The following is a 23,432-nucleotide window of genomic DNA, read 5'->3' as shown; positions in this document are numbered from 1 at the left end:
TACTTTATAACATTTGTATTTCTTTTATTCGCAAACGACTATATTTTGCGTGGCGCTTTTTTGATCAGCCGATGGCATTCAATTTAAGCCTTCATTTTTTATTTCTATTACAGCGATAACTTGTTATGCCTGATTTTTCTAGTGCTACCTACCGTTTGACGTCTAATCCTGCTACAGCAGGGTTTCATACGACCAGTGACCAGACTCAGCCTTTGCGAGTGGCTATCAATGGTTTTGGTCGTATTGGTCGCAACGTATTGCGTGCGTTATTAGAGCGCTTTGAGGTGCTAGGACGTGCTATTCATGTGGTCGCGATTAATGATTTGGCACCTGCCGAAACCTTATTACATTTACTGAGGTTCGATAGCACACATGGGCGTTTGAGCCAGCTTGGCGTGACAGCGGATATCGTACAAGATGGCTTCACCGATCATCAGCAAAAGCCCTGTGCGACAGCAAAAAATGATATTCAGCTGTGCTTGACCAAAAATAATCTTACCTACTGCATTCGTTTATTATCAAGAGAAAACCCAGAGTCACTGCCATGGAAAGAGTTGCAGGTCGATGTGGTGCTTGAGTGCACCGGACACTATCGCTCATATGAGCAGGCAAACTTGCACATAGAGGCGGGTGCCAAACAAGTGATTATCGGTGCCGCACCCTTTGACCATGTCGATGCTTGTATCGTGATGGGCGTCAATAGCGATGCTTTGACGCGTGATCTGCCTATCATCTCTAGCGTCTCTTGTACCACTCAGGCGCTCGTACCGCTTATTGATACCCTTGATAAGGCGTTTGGCGTTGAGTCGGCGATGATGACTGAGATTCATGCAGTGACGGCTGATCAAACCGTACTTGACCAAGCGCACCGTGACCTAAGGCGTGCGCGCGCCTCTGGTTATAATATCATTCCGACGACTTCCAGCAGTATCGCTGCTACGGAACGCGTGTTACCAAATATGGTGGGCAAGATAAATGGTCATTCAATAAGAGTGCCAACTATTGATGTCGCCGCTATTGATGTGACGTTTGTATTTGAGACGCCAAATGTCAGTATTGAAGCAATACGTGACGTTTTAAAATCAGCGAGTCAGGCGCATTTAGCGACGATCATGGACTATACGGACGAACCGCTAGTCTCAAGTGACTTTATCCATCAGACTGAATCATTGATTATAGATGGGCAACAACTGATGCAAGTCGGCAATCAATACAAGGTTTTTGCTTGGTACGACAATGAATGGGGCTATGCCAATCGCATGCTTGATATGTGCTTGCATCTTGCTTCAAACAAGCTTTAGACTCATGATTATAAGCCGTTTAAAAAATAATTTAAATTTTTTGACATAACTGCTTGCATTCTCATTTCAGATCGCTATAATGATGCACAAATGGAGACGTGGCAGAGCGGTTGAATGCACCGGTCTTGAAAACCGACAAGGGTTAATAGCCCTTCGAGAGTTCGAATCTCTCCGTCTCCGCCAAATTCGAAAATCCCCAATCATTGCTGATTGGGGATTTTTTTATGTTGCTGTTTTATATTGCTATAGATTTTAAAACCTTTGTTTTATTTGGCTAGTAACTCGTCAAATTTGATTTCCTGCCCATCCGCTAATATCATTTTACCTTCAGTGATTTCAATGCTCACTCCTGTGTTATTTTTAATAGCACGCATAACATTGATGTCTTCAATACTGCTCTCAATGATTATCTTGCCAGATTGTTCTGGAGCGATAGGCGGCTCAAACTGGGTTAATGGCACATTGAAGCGTTTACTTTTGGTCAAACGTTTCTCTTTCATCGTGAGAGTACCTTGAAAACTTTCGATAGCTACTTTGCCATGATTTGACAGCATAAACTGTAGCTTGACTTGGTTTAAGCTGTCACTATCGCTGGTTTTGACTGGTAATAGGGCAACAGGATAATTGAGGTGATTGGCAGTTTCGAGCTTTTGACTGGTTACAATGGGACTTTTCTTACCCGTTGGATTGTTTGGATGTAGGCGCTCATATTCGCGCTGTTGCATCAAAGCTTGTTTAATAGTAATACGCGGCATCGCGCCTGATTCATAGGCGCTACTGAGCTTCATACGTAGCATATAACGACTTAGCAGCTTTCTATCTGCTTCAGATAGACGCTCAAAGGTATCGCCCAGTGTCTTTTGCCACTGATCAGAGTTGGTCGGTATGGTTTGCTGGCTAGGATCTACTTGCGGCTGCGAGCAACCGTACAGGGCAGGAAACAGCCCCAAGGTCACAGTCAATAACACAACTTTGTTTAAACGCTTGTATAAACCCATTATCTGATACCTCCATATGAGCCGTGATAGTTGTTATCTTAATGTATTGTATCTCACAGTTGTGTATGTTTATTTATCGCTAAATAAAGGTGAGTACAGTATTATCAATCGCAAAAAAAGACCAAGCACCGTTAGGTTAACTTAGTCTTTATTAAGGCTTCGAATATTAGCTACTCAAGCGGTTAAATACTCAAATGCTACTGCTATTTATTTTCTTGCAGATCAGACAATGAATGGGTGATATTGTTATTGTGAGTCACCACAATCGCCTCATCAATAATACGCTGGCTCACGCCTTTTTTGCGTAATGTCTCAATAAAAACTTCATCATGGGCAAGCGTATAGTCTTGATGGTCACGATCAAGACCTTGACGGATATATAGGCGAATCAAGCCTTGAATACGCTTAAATCCAAGCTCTGATGCTGTCGCCGTTAAAAGCTCAATCATCTCTTCAGAGAGGCGAATACTGATAGGGCGCATGATTTTTTGCGGATGATCAGAAAACTTATTTTTTATACGTGCAGGTATCATAATAAACCATTACTATTAGTGAGTAGGAATAAAGCACTCAAGCAAAACTGACTTAGTCATATCTACCCTTACCATACAACAAAAGTCCCCAAAAGAACACCGAAGCTGCATTAATAGCCATATTAATGATGTGTTAGTAAATGCGAAGCAAAAAAAACCTCCATCAAATAAGTGATGAAGGTTTTTTCGTATATGGCTCTCCAACCTGGGCTCGAACCAGGGACACACGGATTAACAGTCCGTTGCTCTACCAACTGAGCTATTGGAGAATAATTGGTAATAACATCAAGTTTTACAAAGGCTTTAATATGCCCAATTGCTTGTCTTGTTTGCGTTATGTGGGGCACATTTTAGCCAAGTAGTCATGAGCTGTCAACCTTATTATGAGATTAATTATAAATCTAATCATAATTGTCTAAATATCGACCATAACACTATTATTTTATCTACTTTAATAACATGTTGATGACTCAATAATAGAACAACCACTATCTATTTGAGCAAACTATTAAAGCAAAAAAATATCCTTACCGTATAATTGATATAGATAAATATCGCGCATCAAGATAAAGGACAAAAGCAGTGACCACCTTAAAATATATTGCTCATTATTCTGAGAACATCCAAAATCAAGCTGCCATGTTGATTAGTAGTGGCAAACTGGGCGATTATTTGGATAAAAACTATCCCGAGAGACACCAAATCCAAAACGACAAAGCGTTATATCACTATATTAATGACATAAAAAATCAGTATATGCGCAAAAGCAATCCATTGTCTCAAGTGACTTATAACAGTAAGCTCACCGTGCTCAAACATGCGCTGGGTATTCATACTTACCAGTCTCGCGTGCAAGGCAGTAAGCTTAAAGCGCACAATAGCATTACGGTCGCAAGCTTATTCAAAGAGGCACCGCCTGAGTTTTTGCGGATGATTGTTGTTCATGAATTGGCGCACTTTAAGGAGCAGGAGCATAACAAAGCGTTCTATCAGCTTTGCTGTCATATGGAGCCTGATTATCATCAGTTGGAGCTGGATACGCGTTTGTGGTTGCAATGGCGCGAATGCTAATCTATCGTGGTTGGCATAATAAGGTGAATGAATAGGATAAGCTATGGTGGCGTCAGCGCAACAAGGGACTTTAGGCAATAACCAAGCATGGCTCATTCCTCTGCTTTGTCTGCTCACTGGCGGCGCTCTAATCGGTATCTCTACCAATTTGGCAAAATATGCAGGTGAGATTGGTCTGACGCCACTGGCATTTCTGTTTTGGTCCATTACAGGTGCTGCGGTTATTTTATTTGTTTATGCACTGTGGCGTCGTGAGCTACCGCCTTTAAACAAACCTATCCTCAGCTATTATTTTGTTGCAGCATTGGTCAGTGTTGCAGGTTCCAATTTAATATTTTTCTCAGCGATTCCACACGTGGGCGCAAGTTTTGTCGCCTTAATTATCTCCTTGCCGCCGCTGCTTACTTATCTTGCCGCCATCGTGTTGCGTATTGAGCCGTTTACTAAGCTTCGCGCACTTGGCGTGATCGCAGCACTTGCGGGAGCAGGCGTATTGGCAGCACGTAAGTTTTCTGCGCCAGATGCCAGTGTATTTTGGATCGTTTTGACGCTTTGTGGTCCTGTTTTGCTTGCCATTGGTAATATTTATCGGACGCTATATTGGCCAGCCAATCTCTCTGCTAGTGCGCTTGCGCCTGGTATGCTGATTGCTGCATCAGGATTGCTAGCTCTGGTCAGTATCGTTCCTCATTACTCTTTAGCGGTTCCGATGACAGCGCTTTTACCGCTTGGTGTAATTGTGCTACAAGCATTTGTATTTGCTGCGCAGTTTTTACTGTTGTTTTTACTGCAAAAAACAGGCGGTCCTGTGCTGCTGAGCTTATTAGGGGCAGTAGGGGCGGTAGTCGGTGTGCCAATTGCTATTTTTTTACAAAATGAAAGCCCACCAGAAGGGCTGATTTTAGGTGCTTCATTGATTGCACTTGGCGTAATATTAGTCACTTATGGTGGTGTAAAGATGATGAGAGCAGAGAAAGGGTCAGTAAGTGAATGATATGCCAACCTGCCAGCATTGTTATCTGAATGTCATGTTTTGTTAAAGTCACTATGTTAAACGCCTGACTGTCTTGATTGAGTATAAGTGTTATTTGGTATAATGCAAAAAATACATGAGATCGCATTATGAACGCCTTTATATCCGATTCTAGCCCTACCTTCAAACGTCATTCTTATAAACTCTTGCAAAGTACCGTGTGGTTAGTTGCTGCATCCGCCTTATTCGCCTGTAGCCAACCTGACAGTAGCGCGTCCAATGCAAGCTCCTTACAAAATGACGATGGCGCAGCAGTCACCGCAAATGTTGCTGAATCAAACGCTCAAACGGAATCGGCAATAACAACGCCAGCCAGCAATCCAGATTTATTAAAAAACGTCTCAGCAACGGTCTACAAAGATGCCAATTGCGGCTGCTGTAAAGACTGGATAAGTCATGCAGAAGACAATGGTCTGAGCGCCACTGCGCACGATGTTACGGATTTGGCAGTATTTAAAGAGCGCTACGGCGTACCAACTGAGATGCGCTCTTGCCATACTGCTGTCACAACCGACGGTTACGTCTTTGAAGGTCATGTACCAGCCAAATATGTAGCGCAGTTTTTAGAAAACCCACCAGTACAAGCCTTAGGTCTTGCGGTACCTGGTATGCCAGTTGGTAGTCCAGGTATGGAGTATCAAAATAAATTTGCGCCTTATCAGATTATGCAGCTTAATAAAGATGGTACTACTGAGGTTTATGCTGATATTGTCTCAACCGAGCAACAGCTATAAGCTAGCGCTTTTTTGCTTTGTAATACCTAAATTAAATCATTATCAGACAAGGCGGTACCATGAATAATAAATTAAGTACCTTTGCTCTCGCTACCAGTGCCTTATTGGCACTAAGCGCCTGTCAACCAGCCAATGATAAGGTTGACGTGACTGCCCCAGAGGATGCTGCATCGCAAAAGGCTGTACAAGAAAATACTGCTGCAGCGGACCCGCATGCAGTTCATGATATGAGTGCAGGCGCTATGGTAGCAGACGGAACACCAATGACGGCTATGCTCAAAGAATACACTGACTCAATGACTAAAATGAATGAAGATATGATTGGTATGGATTATAACGATCCAGACGCGGCATTTGCTCAAGGCATGCTTGCTCATCATATTGGCGCGGTAGATATGGCAGAGATTGAACTAAAATACGGCACCGATGCAGAGATGCGTAAGCTGGCGCAAGAAATCATCGACGCCCAGCAGTCTGAGATTGAGCAGATGAAAACATGGCTCGCCAACAATCCTGATAGCAAAATGCCAACAGCGGATACCAAAGCCATGCAGCAAGCTTATGCTAAGGGTATGGATGCGATGCATGGTGACATGATGAAAGGTATTGCTGACCCAGTACCAGATATGGCATTTGCTCGTGGCATGTTACTTCATCATACTGGGGCAGTCGATATGGCAGAAACGCAGCTTAAATATGGTAAAAATCCTGAGATGCGTAAGCTGGCGCAAGAAATAATCGATGCACAACAGCCTGAAATTGAGCAGATGCAAAGCTGGATTGCAGCAAATAAAAGTTAAATATAATCCTAGTAAATTTAATACTTAAACCTTACTATAATGAAATGTAGACCCTATATTTACTAAGTATTTTGCAATTCGAAATATAAAAAAGCAGCCTCTAAAGGCTGCTTTTTTAATATGAGTAGCTCAAAAGGCTATGGTAAGAATGACTACTTTTCACCACACTCACAGCATTTCTAACAGCGATCACATTTATCACAAGTTGATGCCGCGCTACAGCCGCACTTTGGGCAGGTACAGCCAGTATTATAGTGGATGGTCGGTATCAATGAGTGTACGCTATCTTTAGAAGTCATTTTCATAACAAATCCTCTTCCTTGATCGTTTATTCAGTCTGGCAATAATCGCTACCGCAATCAGTGGTTTTATTGTTAATACATTATAATAAATAGTGCCCGTTAACATAGGTGCTCTGCTGATAAAACGGTAGAGATGATTTTGTTAAAGTAACCGCTAGATAAGTAACTATGACGAATATTGTAGTGGCTGATGTTAGAGCACATAACTGGTTACGATTATCTAAAACCACGCTTAGTATATGACAGAAAAAAGGAGTATAAGTATTCTGGTTATTCCTTTTCTGGACCTAAGCTATGTATGTGGGCATACCGTATCGGTTATTAAATAAATTTATCGTTGTAATAAGCCTTATTGGTGTCGGTGTTGCCTTAATTGATAGTGGTTTTACATTATCCGCATGGTTACAACAAGTGTTTCACCTGTTTTATATGAGTATTATTTTACTCAGTTTTGTCACTACGCTAAGACGTTATATACGTCCAAAAATACGCCTGACGGTCAATAAAGTAGCTGTCTTTGATTTGCTGACCAGCATTGCCATTTTAATCTTGCTCGTCCTACATTTTACTGAATTGTTTCAATCGGGGTTGTCTACGCCCGCTGATGGTTTTATTGCCATCAAGATTGCCGTACTAGTCACTTTCATCCGTGAAATATCAGATAATAATTTTAGTCTTAACCGAGCCTTTTTAAACCCCGGTCAATTTTTTATCTTAAGTTTTTTATCAGTGATACTGGTCGGATCATTATTGCTAATGATGCCAAATGCTACAAATCAACCCATCTCCTTTATAGATGCCTTATTTACCGCGACCAGTGCCGTCTGTGTGACGGGGCTCATCGTCGTCGATACCGCAACCCATTTTACTACCTTTGGGCAAGTGATTATCCTAGGTCTTATCCAAATTGGCGGTCTTGGCATCCTAACGTTTGTGACTTATTTTAGCTACTTCTTTAAGGGTGGTATCAGTTACGAGACCCAGCTTAGTATCAGTGAGATGACATATTCGCCACGTATGGGCGATATGGTGACAACCTTAAAGTCTATTTTATATGTCACCTTTGGTATTGAGGCATTGGCAGCAATACTGATTTATATAAGTGTTTATGATTTGGCAGGCATGAGCATATTTGAGCGTTTATTCTTCTCTATATTTCATGCCGTTTCGGCATTCTGCAATGCTGGATTCTCCACTTTTAGTGCAGGGTTATACGATGAATCACTGCGCTTTAATTATCCTTTACAGCTGATTATCAGTATTACCTTCTTATTTGGTGGTATGGGCTTTTTGATTGTCGTTAACTTGCTCCGTTATCTGCGTCATCGTATGCAAAGAGCGTTGTGTCGTGATGGACAGCGCTATGCCTACCAGCCGTGGCTGTTGAGTATCAATAGTCGGATCACTTTAATCACCTCTGGCGCTTTACTGTTAGTAGGGCTGATTGGGGTGATGATGTTTGAATATCATGGTGTGTTGGCTGAGCACAGCAGCTGGTATGGCAAGCTGGTAGCGGGGCTTTTTACTGCTGCGACACCGCGAACCGCAGGCTTTAACAATATCGATATGAATGCCTTGGCTTTTCCAACCATCATGCTGACCATTTTTTTGATGTGGATTGGGGCATCTCCAAACTCTACTGGTGGTGGTATTAAAACCAGCACCTTTGCCATTGCTTTCCTAAATAGCTTGAGTTTGGCGCGTGGACAGACCAAAGTCGAAGTATTCAAACGCGAAATTGCAGATAACTCAATTCGCCGTGCGTTTTCTGTTATGTGGCTGTCCTTGTTGGTCATTGGGCTGGGCGTGACTTTGATCAGTTATGATCAGCCTGAGCTTGATTTGATTAAAGTGATATTTGAGTGTTTTTCGGCTTATAGCACGGTGGGATTAAGCTTAAATCTCACCACGGAGCTGTCTACTTTTAGCAAGCTTGTGGTCTCATTCATTATGTTCGTTGGGCGTGTCAGTATGCTGACGATTTTTATTGCCTTGCTCAAAAATAGACATGAGCGTAACTACCGTTATCCAACGGAAGAGATTACTATTAACTAACCCGTCCCATCACTACCACTATAGTATAGAAGTGAGTGACAAGGAGTAGGAGTATTATGAAATTCATTATCGCAGGTTTGGGCAGTTTTGGGTCTTCGCTTGGTATGGCGCTGACCAGTCAAGGTCATGAGGTCATTGCTATCGATAGCAGTATGCAAAAGGTTGAAACCTATAAAGAAGTGATTACTCATACCATCTGTATGGATGCGACCGATGAATATACGGTCAATGGTTTACCGATTAAAGACACCGATATTGTCGTGGTAGCTATTGGTGAAGACCAAGGTGCCAATGTCATGGCGACAGCGCTATTTAAAACGCTAAAAGCACGGCGTTTGATCAGTCGTAGTATCAATCCACTACACGAAAAAGTCCTACAAGCGATTGGGGTTGATGATATTTTTCATCCTGAGAAAGAGGCGGCAATGCGCTGGGCAAAACGGCTGTCCTTGCGTTATTTTGTAGACTCGTTCGAGTTAAGTGACAACTTTAGTATTGTCGAGATTAGCATTCCTACTGATTTGATTGGTAGAACCATCGGCGAGCTACAGCTTGAACACCGATTTAGTATCAAATTGCTCAGCACCATGCGTTATGAACACTATGAAGACAGCTTCGGTCGTATGCAAACCAAACCAAATATACAAGGCTTGGCAGCACCTGAACAAGTACTACAAGATAATGATGTACTGGTCATTTATGGTGCTAATGAACATATTAATAAGTTTTTACGTAGTGTTGGGGTTAAAGCCCGTTAAATAAGGAAAGAGGCCATGAGAAAATATCGAGTATCTATGCTATGTCTGACTGCCCTGATATTGTTTTCAGGCTGTGATCGGTCTATACAAGATCCAAATGTGATGTTTTCAGAGAAGCATAAGGACCCAATTCAAGAGTTGGAAAAAACGTCAAAAGAAACGGATCACAGCCAGTTTGGCTACAAACAAACGTTTTATGTGCCCATATATTCAGACATTTATACTGATAGAGACAATCGCAAAGTATTGCTTTCTGCAACACTCAGCGTGCGTAATACCACGTTAAAAAAATCATTGTATATCAATAAAATTGATTATTATGATACTGATGGTGCCTTAGTAAAGTCCTACTTAAGAGCTCCTATTGAGCTACCAGCGATGGCAACTCTAAATTATATTGTCGAAAAAGAAGAGGATAAAGGGGGTTCTGGTGCCAACTTTATCATTGAAGTAGAAGGGGTGGACGACACCGTTACGCCTGTCATTGAGGCAGTCATGATTGGTAATTTTAGCAATAAAGGTTTTGCTTTTAGTACAGAGGGTACGCCTGTTGTGCATTGATAAATGTATGTCAGCAGATCGATTTTACCAAGCATCAAATAAAGTAAATTTGAAAAATTTGTAGTTACTATCAGATAGGCGAGCAGACAATGACGCAAACATTGATTCACTACTTTTTTCATTTAGGCATGCCTTTGATCGTTGCGTATGTATTTTTCCGTAATGATTACAAAAAAGCCTATCTAATACTGCTGGTTACTATGCTGGTTGATTTAGATCATCTGCTAGCGACGCCAATATTCTCGCCCAATCGCTGTAGTATCAACTTCCATCCACTGCATACCTATTATGCAATGGCAGTATATGTGAGTATGTTACTGCTACCTAAGCCCTATAAAATCATTGGTTTGGGCTTACTATTACATATACTAACTGACCTAAACGACTGCGTCATGACGTATTCTCACATCCCCCAAGCGTTCGATAATGCGCCTGCTCGTGAACTGGTAATATGGTTAGCAGATAAGTTTAGATAGCATTTTTAAGCAGACAACCGCTCAGTTAAAAAATTAAGCAAGAGTGTCATTCTTTGAGGTAGATAACGACTGTGCGAATAAAATACCCATGGTGGTGTTATCTAAAAATTAAAGTTTAGATTTTATAATGATTGAGAGGTTGGTAAAAAGGTCGGCTAGCCTTAATTAGCCGATCTTTTTGATAGCGCTAGACAGATTAACTATCGCTTTGAGATACTGCTAAATCACTAGCATAAGCAAATAAAGCGGGCGCGCCGCCAGTATGCCAAAACAACACACTGTCCGTTTTTTTGATTTTACTGGTACGAATCATATCGAGTAGTCCGCCCATCGCACGACCTGTATAAACAGGATCTAATAATATCCCTTCCATTTGCGCGGTCATGGCAATGGCTTCATTTTCTAGTGCACCAATCACTCCATAACCGTCTCCCACATAATCAGAATTAAGCACTAAATCTGCCTCTGAGAAGGTGTAATCTGCCCCAATCAATGCCGCCGTGCTATTGGTGAGGGAGATGATATACTGATCAAACGGCACTTTATCGGTTTCACCTTTATCAATATTGATACCCACTACCTGATAGGGTGAATCAAAGATTTTATTACCCAGCATCAAGCCCGCTTGTGTCCCGCCGGAGCTAGAGGCAAAAACGATATGCGTGAATGAAATATCCCTCTCTTGACGTTGTAATTCAAGCTCTTTAAACGCTTCAACAAAGGCAAAAGCACCGAGCTCGCTTGAGCCGCCATAAGGGACAATATAGGGTCTCTTACCTTCTTTTTTGAGTTGTTCTACGATATCAGGAATGTCTTCCCCTTTACGGTTGCTGCCTGCCCAGTGGATATGGCAGCCAAAAATCTTATCCAGTAAGAGATTGCCTTGCAACTGTTCTGGTTCTTGTCCACCCAAAACCAGATGGCATTCAAGTCCCAAACTGGCTGCGGCAGCTGCGGTCTGGCGACAATGGTTTGACTGCGCGGCACCTGCTGTCACGATTGTATCCGCACCTTTAGCAAGGGCGTCCCCAATGATAAACTCAAGCTTTCTAGTTTTATTACCGCCCAATGCCAGTCCCGTATTGTCATCGCGTTTCATATAAATTTTAGGACCATTGAGTGCTTTGCTTAATCTGGTCAGCTCAATCAACGGCGTTGGGAAAAACCCTAAAGGTTGCCGATTCATACTCGGCAGGCTTGGTATAGATTTATTTTGCATTATTCATCCTCTCTGAGATAAGGTAAGTTACAGATACCTTTTAATAATAACCGACCATAATAACAATTTAAGTCATACGGACTTCCTATAATTATAAGCTATAAATGCGAATGACTCAGTCTCGGCGAGCTACTGCTATTTACTTTTATATTGGTATAAAACCTACTTTGGAAAAAGTTGAGGTATTTCAGTGATACGACCTAAAAAAATGGTGGTCATACATAGAGTATAACCACCACCGGAGAAGTATTTTGAGAATAGAGTAACTAAAACTTAAATAGCAGGCTTAAATTTTCTACGGTAGATACTACGTATTACAGGCATGAATATCATCAAAATAGCCAACAACCATAGCACTACTGTGATAGGGCTGCTCCATAAGATACTAAGCTCGCCTTGAGAGATAGACAGGGCACGTCTTAAGTTAGACTCCATGAGCTCACCCAATACATAGCCCAAAATAAGCGCTGATAAGGGAAAATTTAGTTTGCGCAAGAAGTAACCAAATACACCAAGTGCCACCATAAAGACCAAGTCAAAAGTCGTGCTATGGATAGAATATACGCCAACGAAACTGACCGCAGCAATGGCTGGTATCAGGATGTAGTTCGGCACATCAAGCAGTTTGGCGAACAAACCCACCAAAGGGATGTTCATGATTAGCAAAATCACGTTACAGATAAATAGTGAGGCAATCAGACCCCATACGATATCTGGCTGCTCAGTAAATAACTGCGGACCCGGCGTAATATTATATAACGTCAACGCACCCATCATGACTGCTGTCGTACCAGAACCTGGCACACCTAGCGTCAACATTGGCACAAATGAGCCACAAGCTGAGGCATTATTTGCCGCTTCTGGCGATGCAACACCGCGAAGATCACCATCACCAAAAGTACCGGTATCACCAGCGATTTTACGTTCACTGGCATAAGTCATGGCACTGGCAATCGTTGCGCCTGCACCTGGTAAGATACCAACGACAAAGCCCATGAGACCACTACGTAGCATGGCTCCAAAAGCAAAAGTAAACTCTTTAAAGTTTAAGAGACTGCGTTTACCTTGTTCAATAACCTTGTGACCCGTTGTGGTTTTTTCGAGCAAGATTAGAATTTCACTCACACTAAAGAAACCAATAACAATGGTAGTAAATTGAATACCATCAGAGAGGTTGACGGAATCAAAGGTAAAGCGATAAATACCCGTAACGGCATCAACCCCAACAGTTGCTAGACCAAGACCAATTAATGCGGCAATACCCGTCTTAACTGGTTGATCACCTACCAAACCACTTAAACACGTGATAGCAAATACCATTAGTACAAAGTATTCAGCAGGTCCAAATGAGATTGCCCATTTGGCTAATAATGGCGCAAATAGCACCACGCCGATTGTCGCGATAGTGGCACCAACGAAAGAGCTGACAGCAGATAAAGACAGTGCAATACCAGCCTTGCCTTGTTTTGCCAATGGATAGCCATCTAAAGTCGTCATAATGGCGCCGGCATCACCGGGTACGTTAATGAGAATGGCAGAAATACGACCACCATATTCACAACCAAGATACACGGCTGCAAGCAGAATGAGCGCACTCTCAGGCGGTAAACCAAGCGCAAAAGCAAATGGCAGTAATATCGCTACACCATTAATCGGGCCAAGACCCGGCAACATGCCAACAATCGTACCTAAAAAAGCTCCGATTAGTGCAAGAAGTAAGTTTTTTGGGGTAGATGCAACAGCAAAGCCATGCATCAAAAAATCAAAAGTATCCATATTGGCTATCCTATTATCCCTGACAACAATCCGAGTGGTAATTTGACATCTAAAAACAGGTCAAATAAGACATATAAGCCAATACTGATTAACACTGAAAAGATAAAACTCTTTAGAGGATTACCTGCAAACAGTAAACCTACGGCGAAAGACATCAGAATAGTGGCAAGAATAAAGCCCAATACTTCAAAAATGAGACCATAGACCAATAAGGTAAGCGCACATAAAATAAGATTACGGATGATCGTTTTGTTTAAACCCAATTCAATCGCTTTAGTAAAACTGGCGGGACGAAAAGCAACGACTAAGCAGCCAAAGGCAAGCAGTGAAAAGATTAAAATAGGGTAAGGACGAGGACCAATTGGGTCATAAGCAATAGGGGCAACATAACCAATGGCTAAGTATATTAAGAATATACTGACCAGTGCCATCAGCCCGGAAAACAAACGTTCCATTGTCATAAGGAGCATTCCTTGAATTTTGGGGGCAAAAGGCTGACAGATAGACATCCTGCCAGCCCTTTGAGAAATACCAAAACATTTGATATTCAATTACTAAAAGTTATCAAATCTCAACGTAACTATTTGGTTGGTGCTGCTTCAACAAGACCATATTCAGCAGATAACACGCGTAGTTCGCCCGTACGTTTATAAACGTAGGCTTGTAGCTCATCGCCAGTCATAGAGAAAGGCAGCAATTCTTGTTGCTCACGTATTTCAGCGAATTTCGGATCAACAAGCATCTTATCGAAAGCCTCTTTCCACCAGTTATAAGCACTAGGGCTTACGTCTGGACCCATGTAGTAACCACGAACGACTGGCCACGTCACATCATAACCTTGCTCTTTCGCAGTAGGGATATCGGTCATCGTGCCGCCCAATCTTTCATCTGCAAATACTGCTAATACACGTAATTTACCTGCATTGGCTTGCGGCATAATCTCAGCAATACCGGCACTAACAACAGTAATATGATTGCCCATCACTGCTGTGATCGCCTCGCCGCCGCCTTCCATGGCAACATAAGTCATGTCACTAGGCTTAACCCCAACGGCTTTAGCTAAAATAGCGGTTTGCATCCAATCTTGACCGCCAACACTACCGCCAGCACCAAAGCTGATCGCTTTTGGATCTTTTTTGAGTTCAGTAACTAAGCCAGCTAAATCTTTGATAGGAGAGTCTGCGTTGACTGCGATAGCGCCATAATCAGTACCAACGCCAGCTAGCCATTTCACGTCTTTTTCAGTAAATTTACCAAATTTACCTTGCGATAAATTAAGGATAGAGCCAGTAGAGAAGGCAATAATAGCATCGCCATTATCCCGATCATTGGCAACGATTTTGTTATAAGCAACAGCACCGACGCCGCCTGGCATATAGGTGACGCGCATAGGATCTTTTAAGATACCAGTATCTCTTAAGCCAGCTTGGGCAAGCTTACAAGTCAAGTCAAAACCGCCACCTGGTTTGGCAGGCGCAATACATTCTGGACGTGAAGGGGCAGTGAGCTCACTTGAGCCATCTGCGGCAGTCGCATCTGTACTGGCAGTTTCGTTCGCATTGTTACAAGCGGTCACAGATAGGATAGACAGGCCAAGAGCCAGATAGGATAGTTTTTTCACACGACACTCCTTGTGTGTATTTTTACAGTAAAAATTCAATAGAATTTTGGCCAAAATATAAAGTTATTACAGGTGAAGTGAAGACTCGATTAACGAGATGTCTAAACTTCGTAACAGTAGAGATTTATCACTTGCCAAAAGTAACAGAATATTTTAAAAATAACAAGAAACATATGTATGTATATATGAATTTTATAGTAATATATTAAATTGAAGGCGGCATAGGGTCTCCTGTTATAGCAATATACAGGATGAATAAATGATATGAATACCTTCAAAATAAAATATTTAATTTAACTAAAACAGATAGATAGAAAAATTTAGTGATGGCGGAGATGATTTAGATGTACCAAAAATCACGTTGATATCAATACCATTACGAGGCTATGACAACGATTTAAGAAGTTATGTATTTAATGAGAAAAATAGATATATTGGGATCAAAATATAGCAAGCAGGTGTAAAAATATTAAAAAATCACAGTATATTTTGCCTATGAGCCGTTAAAATATCAGCTGGATAAGTAAAATTGCGAGTATTCCAATACCAATATCTAAGGGCACTGCCTTGAATAATAGCGCATTAAAAAGCTTGTCTTTGTTTATAACGACTTGAGAAGCGCCTAACATCAGACTACCTCCTGATGAGAAAGGCGAGAGTGATGAGCTTTGCGCCCCCACAACAATACAGGTAAATAGTAATAAAGGGCTTAGTCCAGAGGCAACGGCTAGGGGCAGGACCATAGGGAATAAAGTAGGGGCGACTACCCCAAGGGTACTAGCAAATATCGACATAATGGCGCTAATAACGAAGACTAAAATCGGTATCATCCAGATAGGTACATTGGTACTTAGCCATTCTGTCAGCTCGTAAATAACGCCTATTTCTACTCCGAGGCTGATTAACATACCGACACCACAAATCATAATGAGGGTATTCCAAGGTATTAAAGCAATCACTGCTTTTTCATCGCCTAATTTTAAAAATAAGCTCACTAAAGCAAAAAATATGGCGATAAAACCAATGTCAATCCGAGCGTTCAAAAACTGAATCGCTGATACTTGTGGCATGAGTAAATTTAAAATGGGCACGATAAGTACAATAGCCATCATAATAAAAATCAGTATAAGAGACTGTTTTTGCTTATTGTCAAAGGGTTCTGGTATGGTCGTCTGAATCGCGATTTTGCTGTTTTTGGCATTGATAAAGCTATAAGCACCCAATACAATCATAGGCATTATAAAAGTGACAGCGAATATCCCTAACACATAAGTAAAGGTATTATCATTTGCGACGCCTGCGCCGCGCATCAGCTCTCTAAAAATAACACCGCTTTGTGAGGTGATAAAGTTAGCGCCCGCTAAGGCACCATAGTTCACTGATAAAGTAGCAATGACAAGATTTAAGTTAGTGCGTTTAGACAACAGCAGGATCATCGGTGCCATCGTCGCTAAGACCGTATAATAACCAGCGCCTAAGCCCGCAATAATCGTGGCCACAAGGAAAATGACTAAAGGTAGGAATGCGGGAAAGTGACGGCACTTATAGATTAAATGATTGGATAGCTTTTCTAAAGCACCGTTAGCTAGGGGAAAGTTATAGAAAAGAGTCACCGCAAAGATAACAAAGAAAATTTTGAGAGGCCATAGCTCAACAATTTCATGTGCCTTCATCCCCATACCGAAACAACCGATCAGATATGAAAATGCAATAGCAAATAGGCCAATATTAATCTTAGTGGTATAGCCCAAAATGATACATATCACGATGGCGGCTAGAATATAAAGAGTCACGACTACTCCTTGACCTTAACTGTATGAATTCTATAAAAAACCATAGCAGTTTTTACAGAGTAAAGAGTATTACGCTAATATTGACACAGGGTTTTCTGGACTAGAAGACCTTATAAATCTTCAAAGTGCACTTGTTTGAATAGAATGATAGCAAAAAAGTTGGCGTTAATTAGGAAAGATTAATCATAAAAATATAATAATGCTTTAATATTAATGTGATACCGATCGAATGCGCTGAAAGCTTAAGAGAAGTTGATCAGAGATAACGTAGTTTTACAGCAATAGCAGTGCTTGACGAGATTGAAACAGTTAATAAAAACCTTTCCACTGTGGTGAAAAAAATGCTAAATAATTTCAAAGAATTTAAAATGCCACGTTATGAGCAAGTGCGATGGCATATACAGACCTTACTGACAGAGAGTAAATGGGATGAAAACACACCCTTACCTACGGAACAGGAGTTTGCAGATAAGTATGAAGTATCTGTAGGAACCGTCCGAAAAGCTGTCGAAAAATTGGTAGAAGATGGGGTGTTAATAAAGCAGCAAGGCAAAGGCACCTTCTTAAAACGTCCAGATTTTGCAAGCTCATTATTAAGGTTTTTTAAGTTCCGTGATAAAGATGCTCGCTATGTCACGCCGACGGGCATAATTAAAAAAATCATAGTTATAGACGGTATTGATGACATTAATAAAAAACTAAATATAGGTAAAAACAAAGCGCTCATTTATATAGAGCGTACGCGTATGGTTGAAGATAGAGTCTTGTTAAGTGAAAAGATTTGGTTACCTAAGAGTCGCTTCCAAGCTTTTGCAACCTTAAATCCTGAAGATTTCGAGAATCTTCTCTATCCATTTTACTATACCAAGTGTGGTCAGTTTGTGTCGTCTGCTGTAGAGACGCTGTATTTTATAACCGATCACAGCGACGATTATTTGGGCAATACTAAGCAAGAAAACTTAGTTAAGGTATGCCGCATTGCGAAGAATCTAGAAGGTGATCCTATCGAATATAGAGAATCCTATGGGCTGGCAGAGAAGTTCAGCTATGAGATTAATATTATTTAGGCGTTTATTAAACCTATATTAATAATTAAGTGATGGTTTCAGATAAACAGATTAAAAGACAGTACCTTTAGTAAATACTAAAAGCACTGTCTTTTTTGCATATATTTTTCTGTTTTATCCATTACCCTGTATTGCGTAGACCTGCTGCCAAGGCATTAATACTACGGATTAATGGATCTTCAACGTCGAGTTCACCATGATTGGTATCGCTTGTAGCGTCTTTTTGTCTGGCACGCTTCAATAGCTCAATTTGGATATAGTTGGTTGGATCTAAATACGCATTACGCCATTCAAGAGAAGCGGCAAGATTCTGCTGATGCTCCAATAACGACTCTTGGTTAAGCAAAGAGTTTAAACCTGAATGGGTCAGCTCGTGCTCATCCGTCACCGCTGTCATAATCTGTTCACGTAACCTCTCATCGTCACATAATTGGCTATAAGCATGAGCAATACTCATATCAGACTTGGTAAACGCCATTTCAATATTGCTAATAAACACGTTAAAAAATGGCCAGCAGTCAATCATTTCTTTCATCAGTGCTTCATCATCGATGACGCTATGCAACGCACTGCCGACACCATACCAAGCGGGCAGTGTAAAGCGCGCTAATGACCAACCAAATACCCAAGGAATTGCGCGCAAAGTCGTCTTGCTTGGTAGACCTTTATTACGATGTGCTGGGCGTGAGCCAATATTTAATAAGGAGATTTCTGCCACTGGCGTCGCTTGAGAGTAGAACTGATAAAACCCTTCAGTATGATCAGTTAGCTTGCGATAACGCTGCTCACCTGCATCTGCTAAACGCGCAAAGAGCGCTTCATAATGTGGCAGTTCAGGCGGTTGCACCACGAATCTTGAGGAGCAAGCTTTAAGCGTGCCAGTGATGCCCATGGTTAGCTCAAATACAGCGGTATCAGTGTTGGCATATTTGGCATAAAGGACTTCGCCTTGCTCGGTTACTTTAATTTGTCCGTGCAGTGTACCGGCGGGTTGAGCAGCAATCGCTTTATGCGTTGAGCCGCCACCACGACTGACTGAGCCACCACGACCATGGAATAATCGGGTTTTGATGCCATATTCTTCAGCGATACGGTTAATGGTCTGCTGTGCGCTATAAAGCTGCCATGCAGAAGTAATGATGCCTCCGTCTTTTGAAGAGTCCGAATAACCCAGCATGATTTCTTGGGTATTATCTGAATGCTGCAACAACCCTCGATAAAGCGGATTATCTAAAACTGCAGGTAAGATCTGATCGATGTTTTTAAGATCTTCTATCGTCTCAAATAAGGGTGCTACTGGCAAGTCGGCAGACAGTCGCCCTTCGTCATCCACTCTACATAAGCCTGCAAAGCGCATGAGTAGCAATACTTCTAATAATTGACTGGCGTTATTGGTCATCGAGATAACATAACTGCCAAAAGTATCTTGCCCAACCAGTTTGCGTAAAGTCGCTACTGAGTGCATCAAGGCCAATTGTTCACGGGTTTTATCCGTTAAATTATCGGTATAAATAAGCGGTGTGCCTGGTTTCTCAAGCAAGCGCGTCAACCACTCTTGGCGCTCGGTTTCATTGAGTCTTTGGTAGTCAGGCAAGTTAGAAGCATTGGCAAAAATATCGGCAATCACTTCGCTATGATAAGACGACTCTTGGCGAATATCGAGCGCTGCCAAATGGAAGCCACAGGTTTTGACCAAACGTATTATATCGAGCAATAAGCCTTCGCCATGTGCAGTATCATGAGTATTCACACTTTGACGGATGATGCGTAAGTCTTCTAATAGTTCTTGTGGATTGGCGTAGGCATCTTTTTTAGCCGCACTATCATTCCCTTTGCTTTGGATTAAAAGATTGGTGGCTTTGACTTTATTCAGGATTAAGGAGAGGAATCTGCGATAAGGTTCATTGCCGTAATCATCAAGATTGTAATCGAAGACTCGTCTGTCGAGCTCACTATAACTTTCAATCTTGGCATACACATCAGGTTCGATAGTAACAATCGTATTACTATGAATAAGCTGACGACGTAGTTTCTTGAGCAGCACTTGATAGTGACGCAATACAGTATCTGCATGCATCAATACGGCCATTTCTGTGGTGTCATGAGTGACAAAGGGATTGCCATCTCTGTCGCCACCAATCCAAGAGCCAAAGCTTATGAAAGCAGGTAGAGGGTAGTCTGTTAGCTCAGGATAGATATCAATAATGGCGTTTTTAATATTACGATAAACCTTAGGAATGGCGTTGAATAAACTGGCATTGAAATAATGCAGGCCATTATTTATTTCGTCATAGACCAAAGGCTTACGCGTCCGCACTTCATCAGACGACCATAGCAGATCAATCGATTGCGCCGTTTTTTCTCTGGCTTGCTCGTAGGCAAAACTGTTTTGTGCAACGTTATTTAAGGCATCGCTATGCGTGAATAAACCTTGTAATAAGTTCATCGTTGTACGGCGACGCGCTTCAGTAGGATGCGCGGTAAATACAGGCATGAATTTTAGTTGCTCAATGAGCTCTTGCATCTGTGCTGGCTCAATATTGCGCTCACGACACTCTAGTAAAGTACGGCGAAACGATCCTTCCCAGCTCTGCTCTGATTGCATACGTAATGCATGGCGCTCTTCACGTAGATAATTCTCTTCACTTAGATTGGCTAAGAAAAAATAGATAGAGAAGCTGCGGATGACATTTTTTAAGGATTGATTGTCCAAAGAGGCAATAAAATCGATGAGCTTCTGCTTATGAGCTTCATTAGGCTCACGGCGCTGTTGAATAAAACCTTTGCGCAGAGTTTCAATAGTATGCAGCGTTTGTTCACCAGTCTGGCGAGAAATCGCATCCCCTAGGAAGGAACCTAATAAACTAATGCGTTCACGTAATATGTCATTATCTATTATCATCCTTGACCTTCTCCTTAAATTAATTAAAAAATAGTGAAGCAGTAAATCTGTAATTTTGTATAAAGAAAAATACTGCTTAATATAATGTTTAGTAATGAGCAGTGAATAGGACTAATATTCAATTTTATCAAAGACTTAGTATCTTTGATAAAAGCGAATCAGCACAATAATGAGACGATAAAGGCTGGTAAGCTATCTTCTAAAGTGTAGCATGGGTGACTTCGCATATTAAAGAAGTTAGCGGATTAAGTTAACGGCAATACCGAGGCGGTTAAAAGCGCGTGAGATTGAAAGTTATATGATAGGCAAGAAATATGGGCAAAATTATTGGAATACCTTTTATACGTGAATTGGTAGCGTTTGCTAAAAAAGATATATAATTATGATATCTAAAATATAGGCACTGAAAACATGAATATCGAAAGCGACACCGCCAATCAAATCGCTAATCAAATAGAAATCATCTATGAAGATGAATTTCTAGTGGCGATTAATAAAGAGGCTGGGCTGTTGGTGCATCGCAGTTGGCTGGATAAAGGTGAGACACGCTTTGCCATGCAGCTCACCCGTGATGCGGTAGGTTGCCATGTATTTCCGGTGCATAGGTTAGACAAGCCTACGTCAGGCGTGTTGTTGTTTGCCAAGAGCTCAGCCGTGGCGCGCAGCCTTATGGAGGCTTTTACTGAACACAAAGTGACCAAGCAATATTTAGCTGTGGTGCGCGGCTATATGTCAGAACAAGGCACCGTTGATTATGCGTTGAGCTTTCAGCCCGATGCTATTGCCGATAAGTTCGCTAATTTGGATAAACCTGCTCAAGAGGCGGTGACCCATTGGCAAAGTTTGGCACAAATTGAGTTGCCATTTGCGGTGTCAAAAAAGCATGACACGAGCCGCTATAGTCTAATGCGCTTAACCCCCGAGACCGGACGTAAGCATCAACTGCGTCGGCATATGAGACATTTATTCCATCATATCGTGGGTGATACCAGCCACGGCGATATACGTCACACACGATTTTTTCGTACTCACTATGATTGTACTCGCATGCTGCTACATGCCCAGAGTTTAGCGCTCAGCCATCCGGTCACTGGTGAGCCATTGTTACTAAAAGCAGGATTAGACGATCAATGGCTGCGCATTTTGGAAGAGTTTTCTTGGATAGAGAGTGCCAAAGATCAACCAGCCTAAAGTTTAGGGTTTATCTTCAAAAGTCATATCAAAGCAGTCGACATACAGGTCTTAGTGTAGTTAGCGGGTTTTAAAATAATAAAGACCGAAAATACGGGTGCTGCAATCGAAGGTTTAGGTTTAGGTTTAGGTTCATAGTGAGGACTTGAACTGACATTTGCTGTCAAATTCGTAGGCAGTAACCTGGAAGATTACCATTTCAAAAAATACTCATTTGTAGTAATAACTTCACCAGTTTTTCAACCCCTTAACTCAAATCGCTATTTGGACTGTTTCCAAATAATCGTTTATATTCTCGGCTAAATTGGCTGGGGCTTTCATAGCCTACTTGCATGGCAATCTGTGATATTTGAGAGTCATTGGTTATGATCAGACGCCTCGCTTCCATTAATCGTAATTTTTTTTGATACTGTAGCGGACTCAACTGTGTAATCTCTTTAAAGTGTTGGTGAAAACCTGAGATACTCATACCACATCGGCTCGCTAAGTCTCCAATCACCACAGGTTCGTCTAAATGCGCTTTTAGCCAATCGGTTGCTTGTGAAATACGGTGAGTATGACTGCCATTGATGACCAGTTGTCGCAACTTATTTCCTTGTTGTGCCGAGAGCATGCGATAATAAATTTCTTGCTGTATTAAAGAAGATAAAAAATCAGTATCATTTGGACAATCAAGTAAGTTTACCAATCGCTCAAACGCTTGCATTATAGCGTCATCTAATTGCCATTTTATTCCCAAATAACCTTCTTTTACTTGTTGTTGAGGCGGTATTCTAGCGAGTACTTCTTGAATCATCACAAGATTTAATTTCATTGATAAAACGATGACAGGATGGTCTGACGAAGCATGCTTAATATGCATACTTAAAGGAATATCGACAGGGCAAAACATCAGGCTGCTATTGTTAAATTTTTGGCAATCTTTTCCTAAGTAAATCTCGCGTTCGCCTTGTAGGACGATACATATGCTAGGCTCTTGAATGTAGCTGACGGTTTTACTTGGTCTATCAGCGCAATAGAAAAATAAGTTTGGAATAGTAGATTCGATCGTTTTATTTTTGGGTAATAGTCTAAGTAATTGTTCAATGGTTTTTGTCTGCATGACGTTTTGCTTACTTTTAGGTTTGCTTGATAATACAAATTTTTGGATAATTAGGCAAGAGTTTCGTAGGACTGTTCTAACGAATTGTTGGTTGTGCATCTATAATAATCCTATCACGACGCATCAAGTCTGATTTTAA

Annotated in this window: 21 protein-coding genes and 2 tRNA genes; 12 read left to right on the top strand and 11 right to left on the bottom strand. The window is 41.4% G+C overall.

All coding sequences use genetic code 11. The annotated features are described in order from the left end of the window. Nucleotides 1-125 precede the first annotated feature (125 nt). Both VLA57_RS02730 and VLA57_RS02725 read left to right on the top strand, forming a co-directional pair. Nucleotides 126-1,301 carry a type I glyceraldehyde-3-phosphate dehydrogenase gene (locus VLA57_RS02730; RefSeq protein ID WP_333954283.1) on the top strand — a complete coding sequence of 392 codons (1,176 nt, stop codon included), beginning with the start codon at nucleotides 126-128 and terminating at the stop codon, nucleotides 1,299-1,301. 92 nt (nucleotides 1,302-1,393) lie between these two features. Next, nucleotides 1,394-1,484 (top strand) — tRNA-Ser (locus VLA57_RS02725). Between the two features lie 83 nt (nucleotides 1,485-1,567). Here the strand turns inward: VLA57_RS02725 and VLA57_RS02720 are convergent. The 3 genes from VLA57_RS02720 to VLA57_RS02710 form a co-directional block, all read right to left on the bottom strand. Further along, nucleotides 1,568-2,299 carry a hypothetical protein gene (locus VLA57_RS02720; RefSeq protein ID WP_333954282.1) on the bottom strand — a complete coding sequence of 244 codons (732 nt, stop codon included), beginning with the start codon at nucleotides 2,297-2,299 and terminating at the stop codon, nucleotides 1,568-1,570. A gap of 203 nt (nucleotides 2,300-2,502) precedes the next feature. Next, nucleotides 2,503-2,832 carry a hypothetical protein gene (locus VLA57_RS02715; protein WP_011514160.1) on the bottom strand — a complete coding sequence of 110 codons (330 nt, stop codon included), beginning with the start codon at nucleotides 2,830-2,832 and terminating at the stop codon, nucleotides 2,503-2,505. A gap of 193 nt (nucleotides 2,833-3,025) precedes the next feature. Then, nucleotides 3,026-3,101 (bottom strand) — tRNA-Asn (locus VLA57_RS02710). Between the two features lie 313 nt (nucleotides 3,102-3,414). Here VLA57_RS02710 and VLA57_RS02705 point away from each other — a divergent pair. The 4 genes from VLA57_RS02705 to copM all read left to right on the top strand — a co-directional run bounded on the left by VLA57_RS02705 (nucleotide 3,415) and on the right by copM (nucleotide 6,470). Beyond that, nucleotides 3,415-3,903 (top strand): M48 metallopeptidase family protein, encoded by a 489-nt coding sequence (locus VLA57_RS02705; RefSeq protein ID WP_201532215.1) that lies wholly within the window; start codon nucleotides 3,415-3,417, stop codon nucleotides 3,901-3,903. A gap of 43 nt (nucleotides 3,904-3,946) precedes the next feature. Continuing rightward, the gene (locus VLA57_RS02700; protein ID WP_333954280.1) at nucleotides 3,947-4,897 is read left to right on the top strand and encodes a DMT family transporter; all 951 of its coding nucleotides are present in this window, start codon (nucleotides 3,947-3,949) and stop codon (nucleotides 4,895-4,897) included. A gap of 128 nt (nucleotides 4,898-5,025) precedes the next feature. Continuing rightward, a complete protein-coding gene (locus VLA57_RS02695) occupies nucleotides 5,026-5,670 on the top strand; it encodes a DUF411 domain-containing protein (protein ID WP_333954279.1) in 645 nt (214 codons plus the stop codon). Nucleotides 5,671-5,729: 59 nt separating this feature from the next. Continuing rightward, nucleotides 5,730-6,470 carry a CopM family metallochaperone gene (copM, locus tag VLA57_RS02690; RefSeq protein WP_333954278.1) on the top strand — a complete coding sequence of 247 codons (741 nt, stop codon included), beginning with the start codon at nucleotides 5,730-5,732 and terminating at the stop codon, nucleotides 6,468-6,470. Between the two features lie 179 nt (nucleotides 6,471-6,649). Here copM and VLA57_RS02685 read toward each other — a convergent pair whose 3' ends face one another. Further along, nucleotides 6,650-6,775, bottom strand: coding sequence for a hypothetical protein (locus tag VLA57_RS02685; protein ID WP_333954276.1), 126 nt, complete (start codon nucleotides 6,773-6,775; stop codon nucleotides 6,650-6,652). Nucleotides 6,776-7,066: 291 nt separating this feature from the next. Here VLA57_RS02685 and VLA57_RS02680 point away from each other — a divergent pair, with 291 nt between their 5' ends. The 4 genes from VLA57_RS02680 (at nucleotide 7,067) to VLA57_RS02665 (ending at nucleotide 10,622) form a co-directional block, all read left to right on the top strand. Further along, nucleotides 7,067-8,827: a TrkH family potassium uptake protein gene (locus VLA57_RS02680; RefSeq protein WP_333954275.1), complete on the top strand. Its 1,761-nt coding sequence runs from the start codon at nucleotides 7,067-7,069 to the stop codon at nucleotides 8,825-8,827. Nucleotides 8,828-8,883: 56 nt separating this feature from the next. Beyond that, on the top strand, nucleotides 8,884-9,585 hold the full coding sequence (locus tag VLA57_RS02675; protein WP_011514154.1) for a potassium channel family protein: 702 nt from the start codon (nucleotides 8,884-8,886) through the stop codon (nucleotides 9,583-9,585). A gap of 15 nt (nucleotides 9,586-9,600) precedes the next feature. Further along, a complete protein-coding gene (locus tag VLA57_RS02670; protein WP_149409190.1) occupies nucleotides 9,601-10,146 on the top strand; it encodes a DUF3124 domain-containing protein in 546 nt (181 codons plus the stop codon). 89 nt (nucleotides 10,147-10,235) lie between these two features. After that, the gene (locus tag VLA57_RS02665; RefSeq protein WP_149492194.1) at nucleotides 10,236-10,622 is read left to right on the top strand and encodes a DUF6122 family protein; all 387 of its coding nucleotides are present in this window, start codon (nucleotides 10,236-10,238) and stop codon (nucleotides 10,620-10,622) included. 196 nt (nucleotides 10,623-10,818) lie between these two features. Here VLA57_RS02665 and VLA57_RS02660 read toward each other — a convergent pair whose 3' ends face one another. The 5 genes from VLA57_RS02660 to VLA57_RS02640 form a co-directional block, all read right to left on the bottom strand. Then, on the bottom strand, nucleotides 10,819-11,841 hold the full coding sequence (locus VLA57_RS02660) for a D-cysteine desulfhydrase family protein (protein ID WP_333954271.1): 1,023 nt from the start codon (nucleotides 11,839-11,841) through the stop codon (nucleotides 10,819-10,821). 273 nt (nucleotides 11,842-12,114) lie between these two features. Continuing rightward, entirely contained in the window at nucleotides 12,115-13,617 is a 1,503-nt protein-coding gene (locus VLA57_RS02655) for a tripartite tricarboxylate transporter permease (RefSeq protein ID WP_011514147.1), read from the bottom strand. Between the two features lie 5 nt (nucleotides 13,618-13,622). Continuing rightward, on the bottom strand, nucleotides 13,623-14,078 hold the full coding sequence (locus tag VLA57_RS02650; protein ID WP_133105027.1) for a tripartite tricarboxylate transporter TctB family protein: 456 nt from the start codon (nucleotides 14,076-14,078) through the stop codon (nucleotides 13,623-13,625). 119 nt (nucleotides 14,079-14,197) lie between these two features. Further along, a complete protein-coding gene (locus VLA57_RS02645) occupies nucleotides 14,198-15,238 on the bottom strand; it encodes a Bug family tripartite tricarboxylate transporter substrate binding protein (protein ID WP_333954269.1) in 1,041 nt (346 codons plus the stop codon). A 503-nt stretch (nucleotides 15,239-15,741) separates the two neighbouring features. Next, nucleotides 15,742-17,031 carry an SLC13 family permease gene (locus tag VLA57_RS02640; RefSeq protein WP_333954267.1) on the bottom strand — a complete coding sequence of 430 codons (1,290 nt, stop codon included), beginning with the start codon at nucleotides 17,029-17,031 and terminating at the stop codon, nucleotides 15,742-15,744. Nucleotides 17,032-17,372: 341 nt separating this feature from the next. On the opposite strand from VLA57_RS02640, the gene VLA57_RS02635 reads away from it, so the two are divergent. Next, complete coding sequence (locus VLA57_RS02635) at nucleotides 17,373-18,098, top strand: GntR family transcriptional regulator (protein ID WP_011514143.1); 726 nt, start codon at nucleotides 17,373-17,375, stop codon at nucleotides 18,096-18,098. A 121-nt stretch (nucleotides 18,099-18,219) separates the two neighbouring features. On the opposite strand, the gene ppc is transcribed toward VLA57_RS02635, so the two are convergent. Then, on the bottom strand, nucleotides 18,220-21,000 hold the full coding sequence (gene ppc / locus VLA57_RS02630) for a phosphoenolpyruvate carboxylase (RefSeq protein ID WP_333954266.1): 2,781 nt from the start codon (nucleotides 20,998-21,000) through the stop codon (nucleotides 18,220-18,222). A gap of 411 nt (nucleotides 21,001-21,411) precedes the next feature. Here ppc and truC point away from each other — a divergent pair, with 411 nt between their 5' ends. Then, complete coding sequence (gene truC / locus VLA57_RS02625) at nucleotides 21,412-22,191, top strand: tRNA pseudouridine(65) synthase TruC (RefSeq protein ID WP_333954265.1); 780 nt, start codon at nucleotides 21,412-21,414, stop codon at nucleotides 22,189-22,191. Between the two features lie 247 nt (nucleotides 22,192-22,438). On the opposite strand, the gene VLA57_RS02620 is transcribed toward truC, so the two are convergent. Then, on the bottom strand, nucleotides 22,439-23,392 hold the full coding sequence (locus VLA57_RS02620; protein ID WP_333954263.1) for an AraC family transcriptional regulator: 954 nt from the start codon (nucleotides 23,390-23,392) through the stop codon (nucleotides 22,439-22,441). Nucleotides 23,393-23,432 lie beyond the last annotated feature (40 nt).

Source organism: Psychrobacter sp. S4(2024), assembly GCF_036861305.1.
GTDB classification, from domain to species: Bacteria; Pseudomonadota; Gammaproteobacteria; order Pseudomonadales; family Moraxellaceae; genus Psychrobacter; species Psychrobacter cryohalolentis.
This window is presented reverse-complemented; position numbering and strand designations above follow the sequence as displayed.

Excerpts from the sequence above, each read along its gene's own strand:
- VLA57_RS02730 (WP_333954283.1), top strand. The coding sequence starts at position 126 with ATGCCTGATTTTTCTAGTGCTACCTACCGTTTGACGTCTAATCCTGCT.
- VLA57_RS02665 (WP_149492194.1), top strand. The coding sequence starts at position 10,236 with ATGACGCAAACATTGATTCACTACTTTTTTCATTTAGGCATGCCTTTG.
- VLA57_RS02620 (WP_333954263.1), bottom strand. The coding sequence starts at position 23,392 with ATGCACAACCAACAATTCGTTAGAACAGTCCTACGAAACTCTTGCCTA.
- VLA57_RS02655 (WP_011514147.1), bottom strand. The coding sequence starts at position 13,617 with ATGGATACTTTTGATTTTTTGATGCATGGCTTTGCTGTTGCATCTACC.
- VLA57_RS02720 (WP_333954282.1), bottom strand. The coding sequence starts at position 2,299 with ATGGGTTTATACAAGCGTTTAAACAAAGTTGTGTTATTGACTGTGACC.
- VLA57_RS02680 (WP_333954275.1), top strand. The coding sequence starts at position 7,067 with ATGTATGTGGGCATACCGTATCGGTTATTAAATAAATTTATCGTTGTA.
- truC (WP_333954265.1), top strand. The coding sequence starts at position 21,412 with ATGAATATCGAAAGCGACACCGCCAATCAAATCGCTAATCAAATAGAA.
- copM (WP_333954278.1), top strand. The coding sequence starts at position 5,730 with ATGAATAATAAATTAAGTACCTTTGCTCTCGCTACCAGTGCCTTATTG.
- VLA57_RS02695 (WP_333954279.1), top strand. The coding sequence starts at position 5,026 with ATGAACGCCTTTATATCCGATTCTAGCCCTACCTTCAAACGTCATTCT.
- VLA57_RS02675 (WP_011514154.1), top strand. The coding sequence starts at position 8,884 with ATGAAATTCATTATCGCAGGTTTGGGCAGTTTTGGGTCTTCGCTTGGT.
- VLA57_RS02685 (WP_333954276.1), bottom strand. The coding sequence starts at position 6,775 with ATGAAAATGACTTCTAAAGATAGCGTACACTCATTGATACCGACCATC.
- VLA57_RS02700 (WP_333954280.1), top strand. The coding sequence starts at position 3,947 with ATGGTGGCGTCAGCGCAACAAGGGACTTTAGGCAATAACCAAGCATGG.
- ppc (WP_333954266.1), bottom strand. The coding sequence starts at position 21,000 with ATGATAATAGATAATGACATATTACGTGAACGCATTAGTTTATTAGGT.
- VLA57_RS02650 (WP_133105027.1), bottom strand. The coding sequence starts at position 14,078 with ATGACAATGGAACGTTTGTTTTCCGGGCTGATGGCACTGGTCAGTATA.
- VLA57_RS02635 (WP_011514143.1), top strand. The coding sequence starts at position 17,373 with ATGCTAAATAATTTCAAAGAATTTAAAATGCCACGTTATGAGCAAGTG.
- VLA57_RS02715 (WP_011514160.1), bottom strand. The coding sequence starts at position 2,832 with ATGATACCTGCACGTATAAAAAATAAGTTTTCTGATCATCCGCAAAAA.
- VLA57_RS02660 (WP_333954271.1), bottom strand. The coding sequence starts at position 11,841 with ATGCAAAATAAATCTATACCAAGCCTGCCGAGTATGAATCGGCAACCT.
- VLA57_RS02670 (WP_149409190.1), top strand. The coding sequence starts at position 9,601 with ATGAGAAAATATCGAGTATCTATGCTATGTCTGACTGCCCTGATATTG.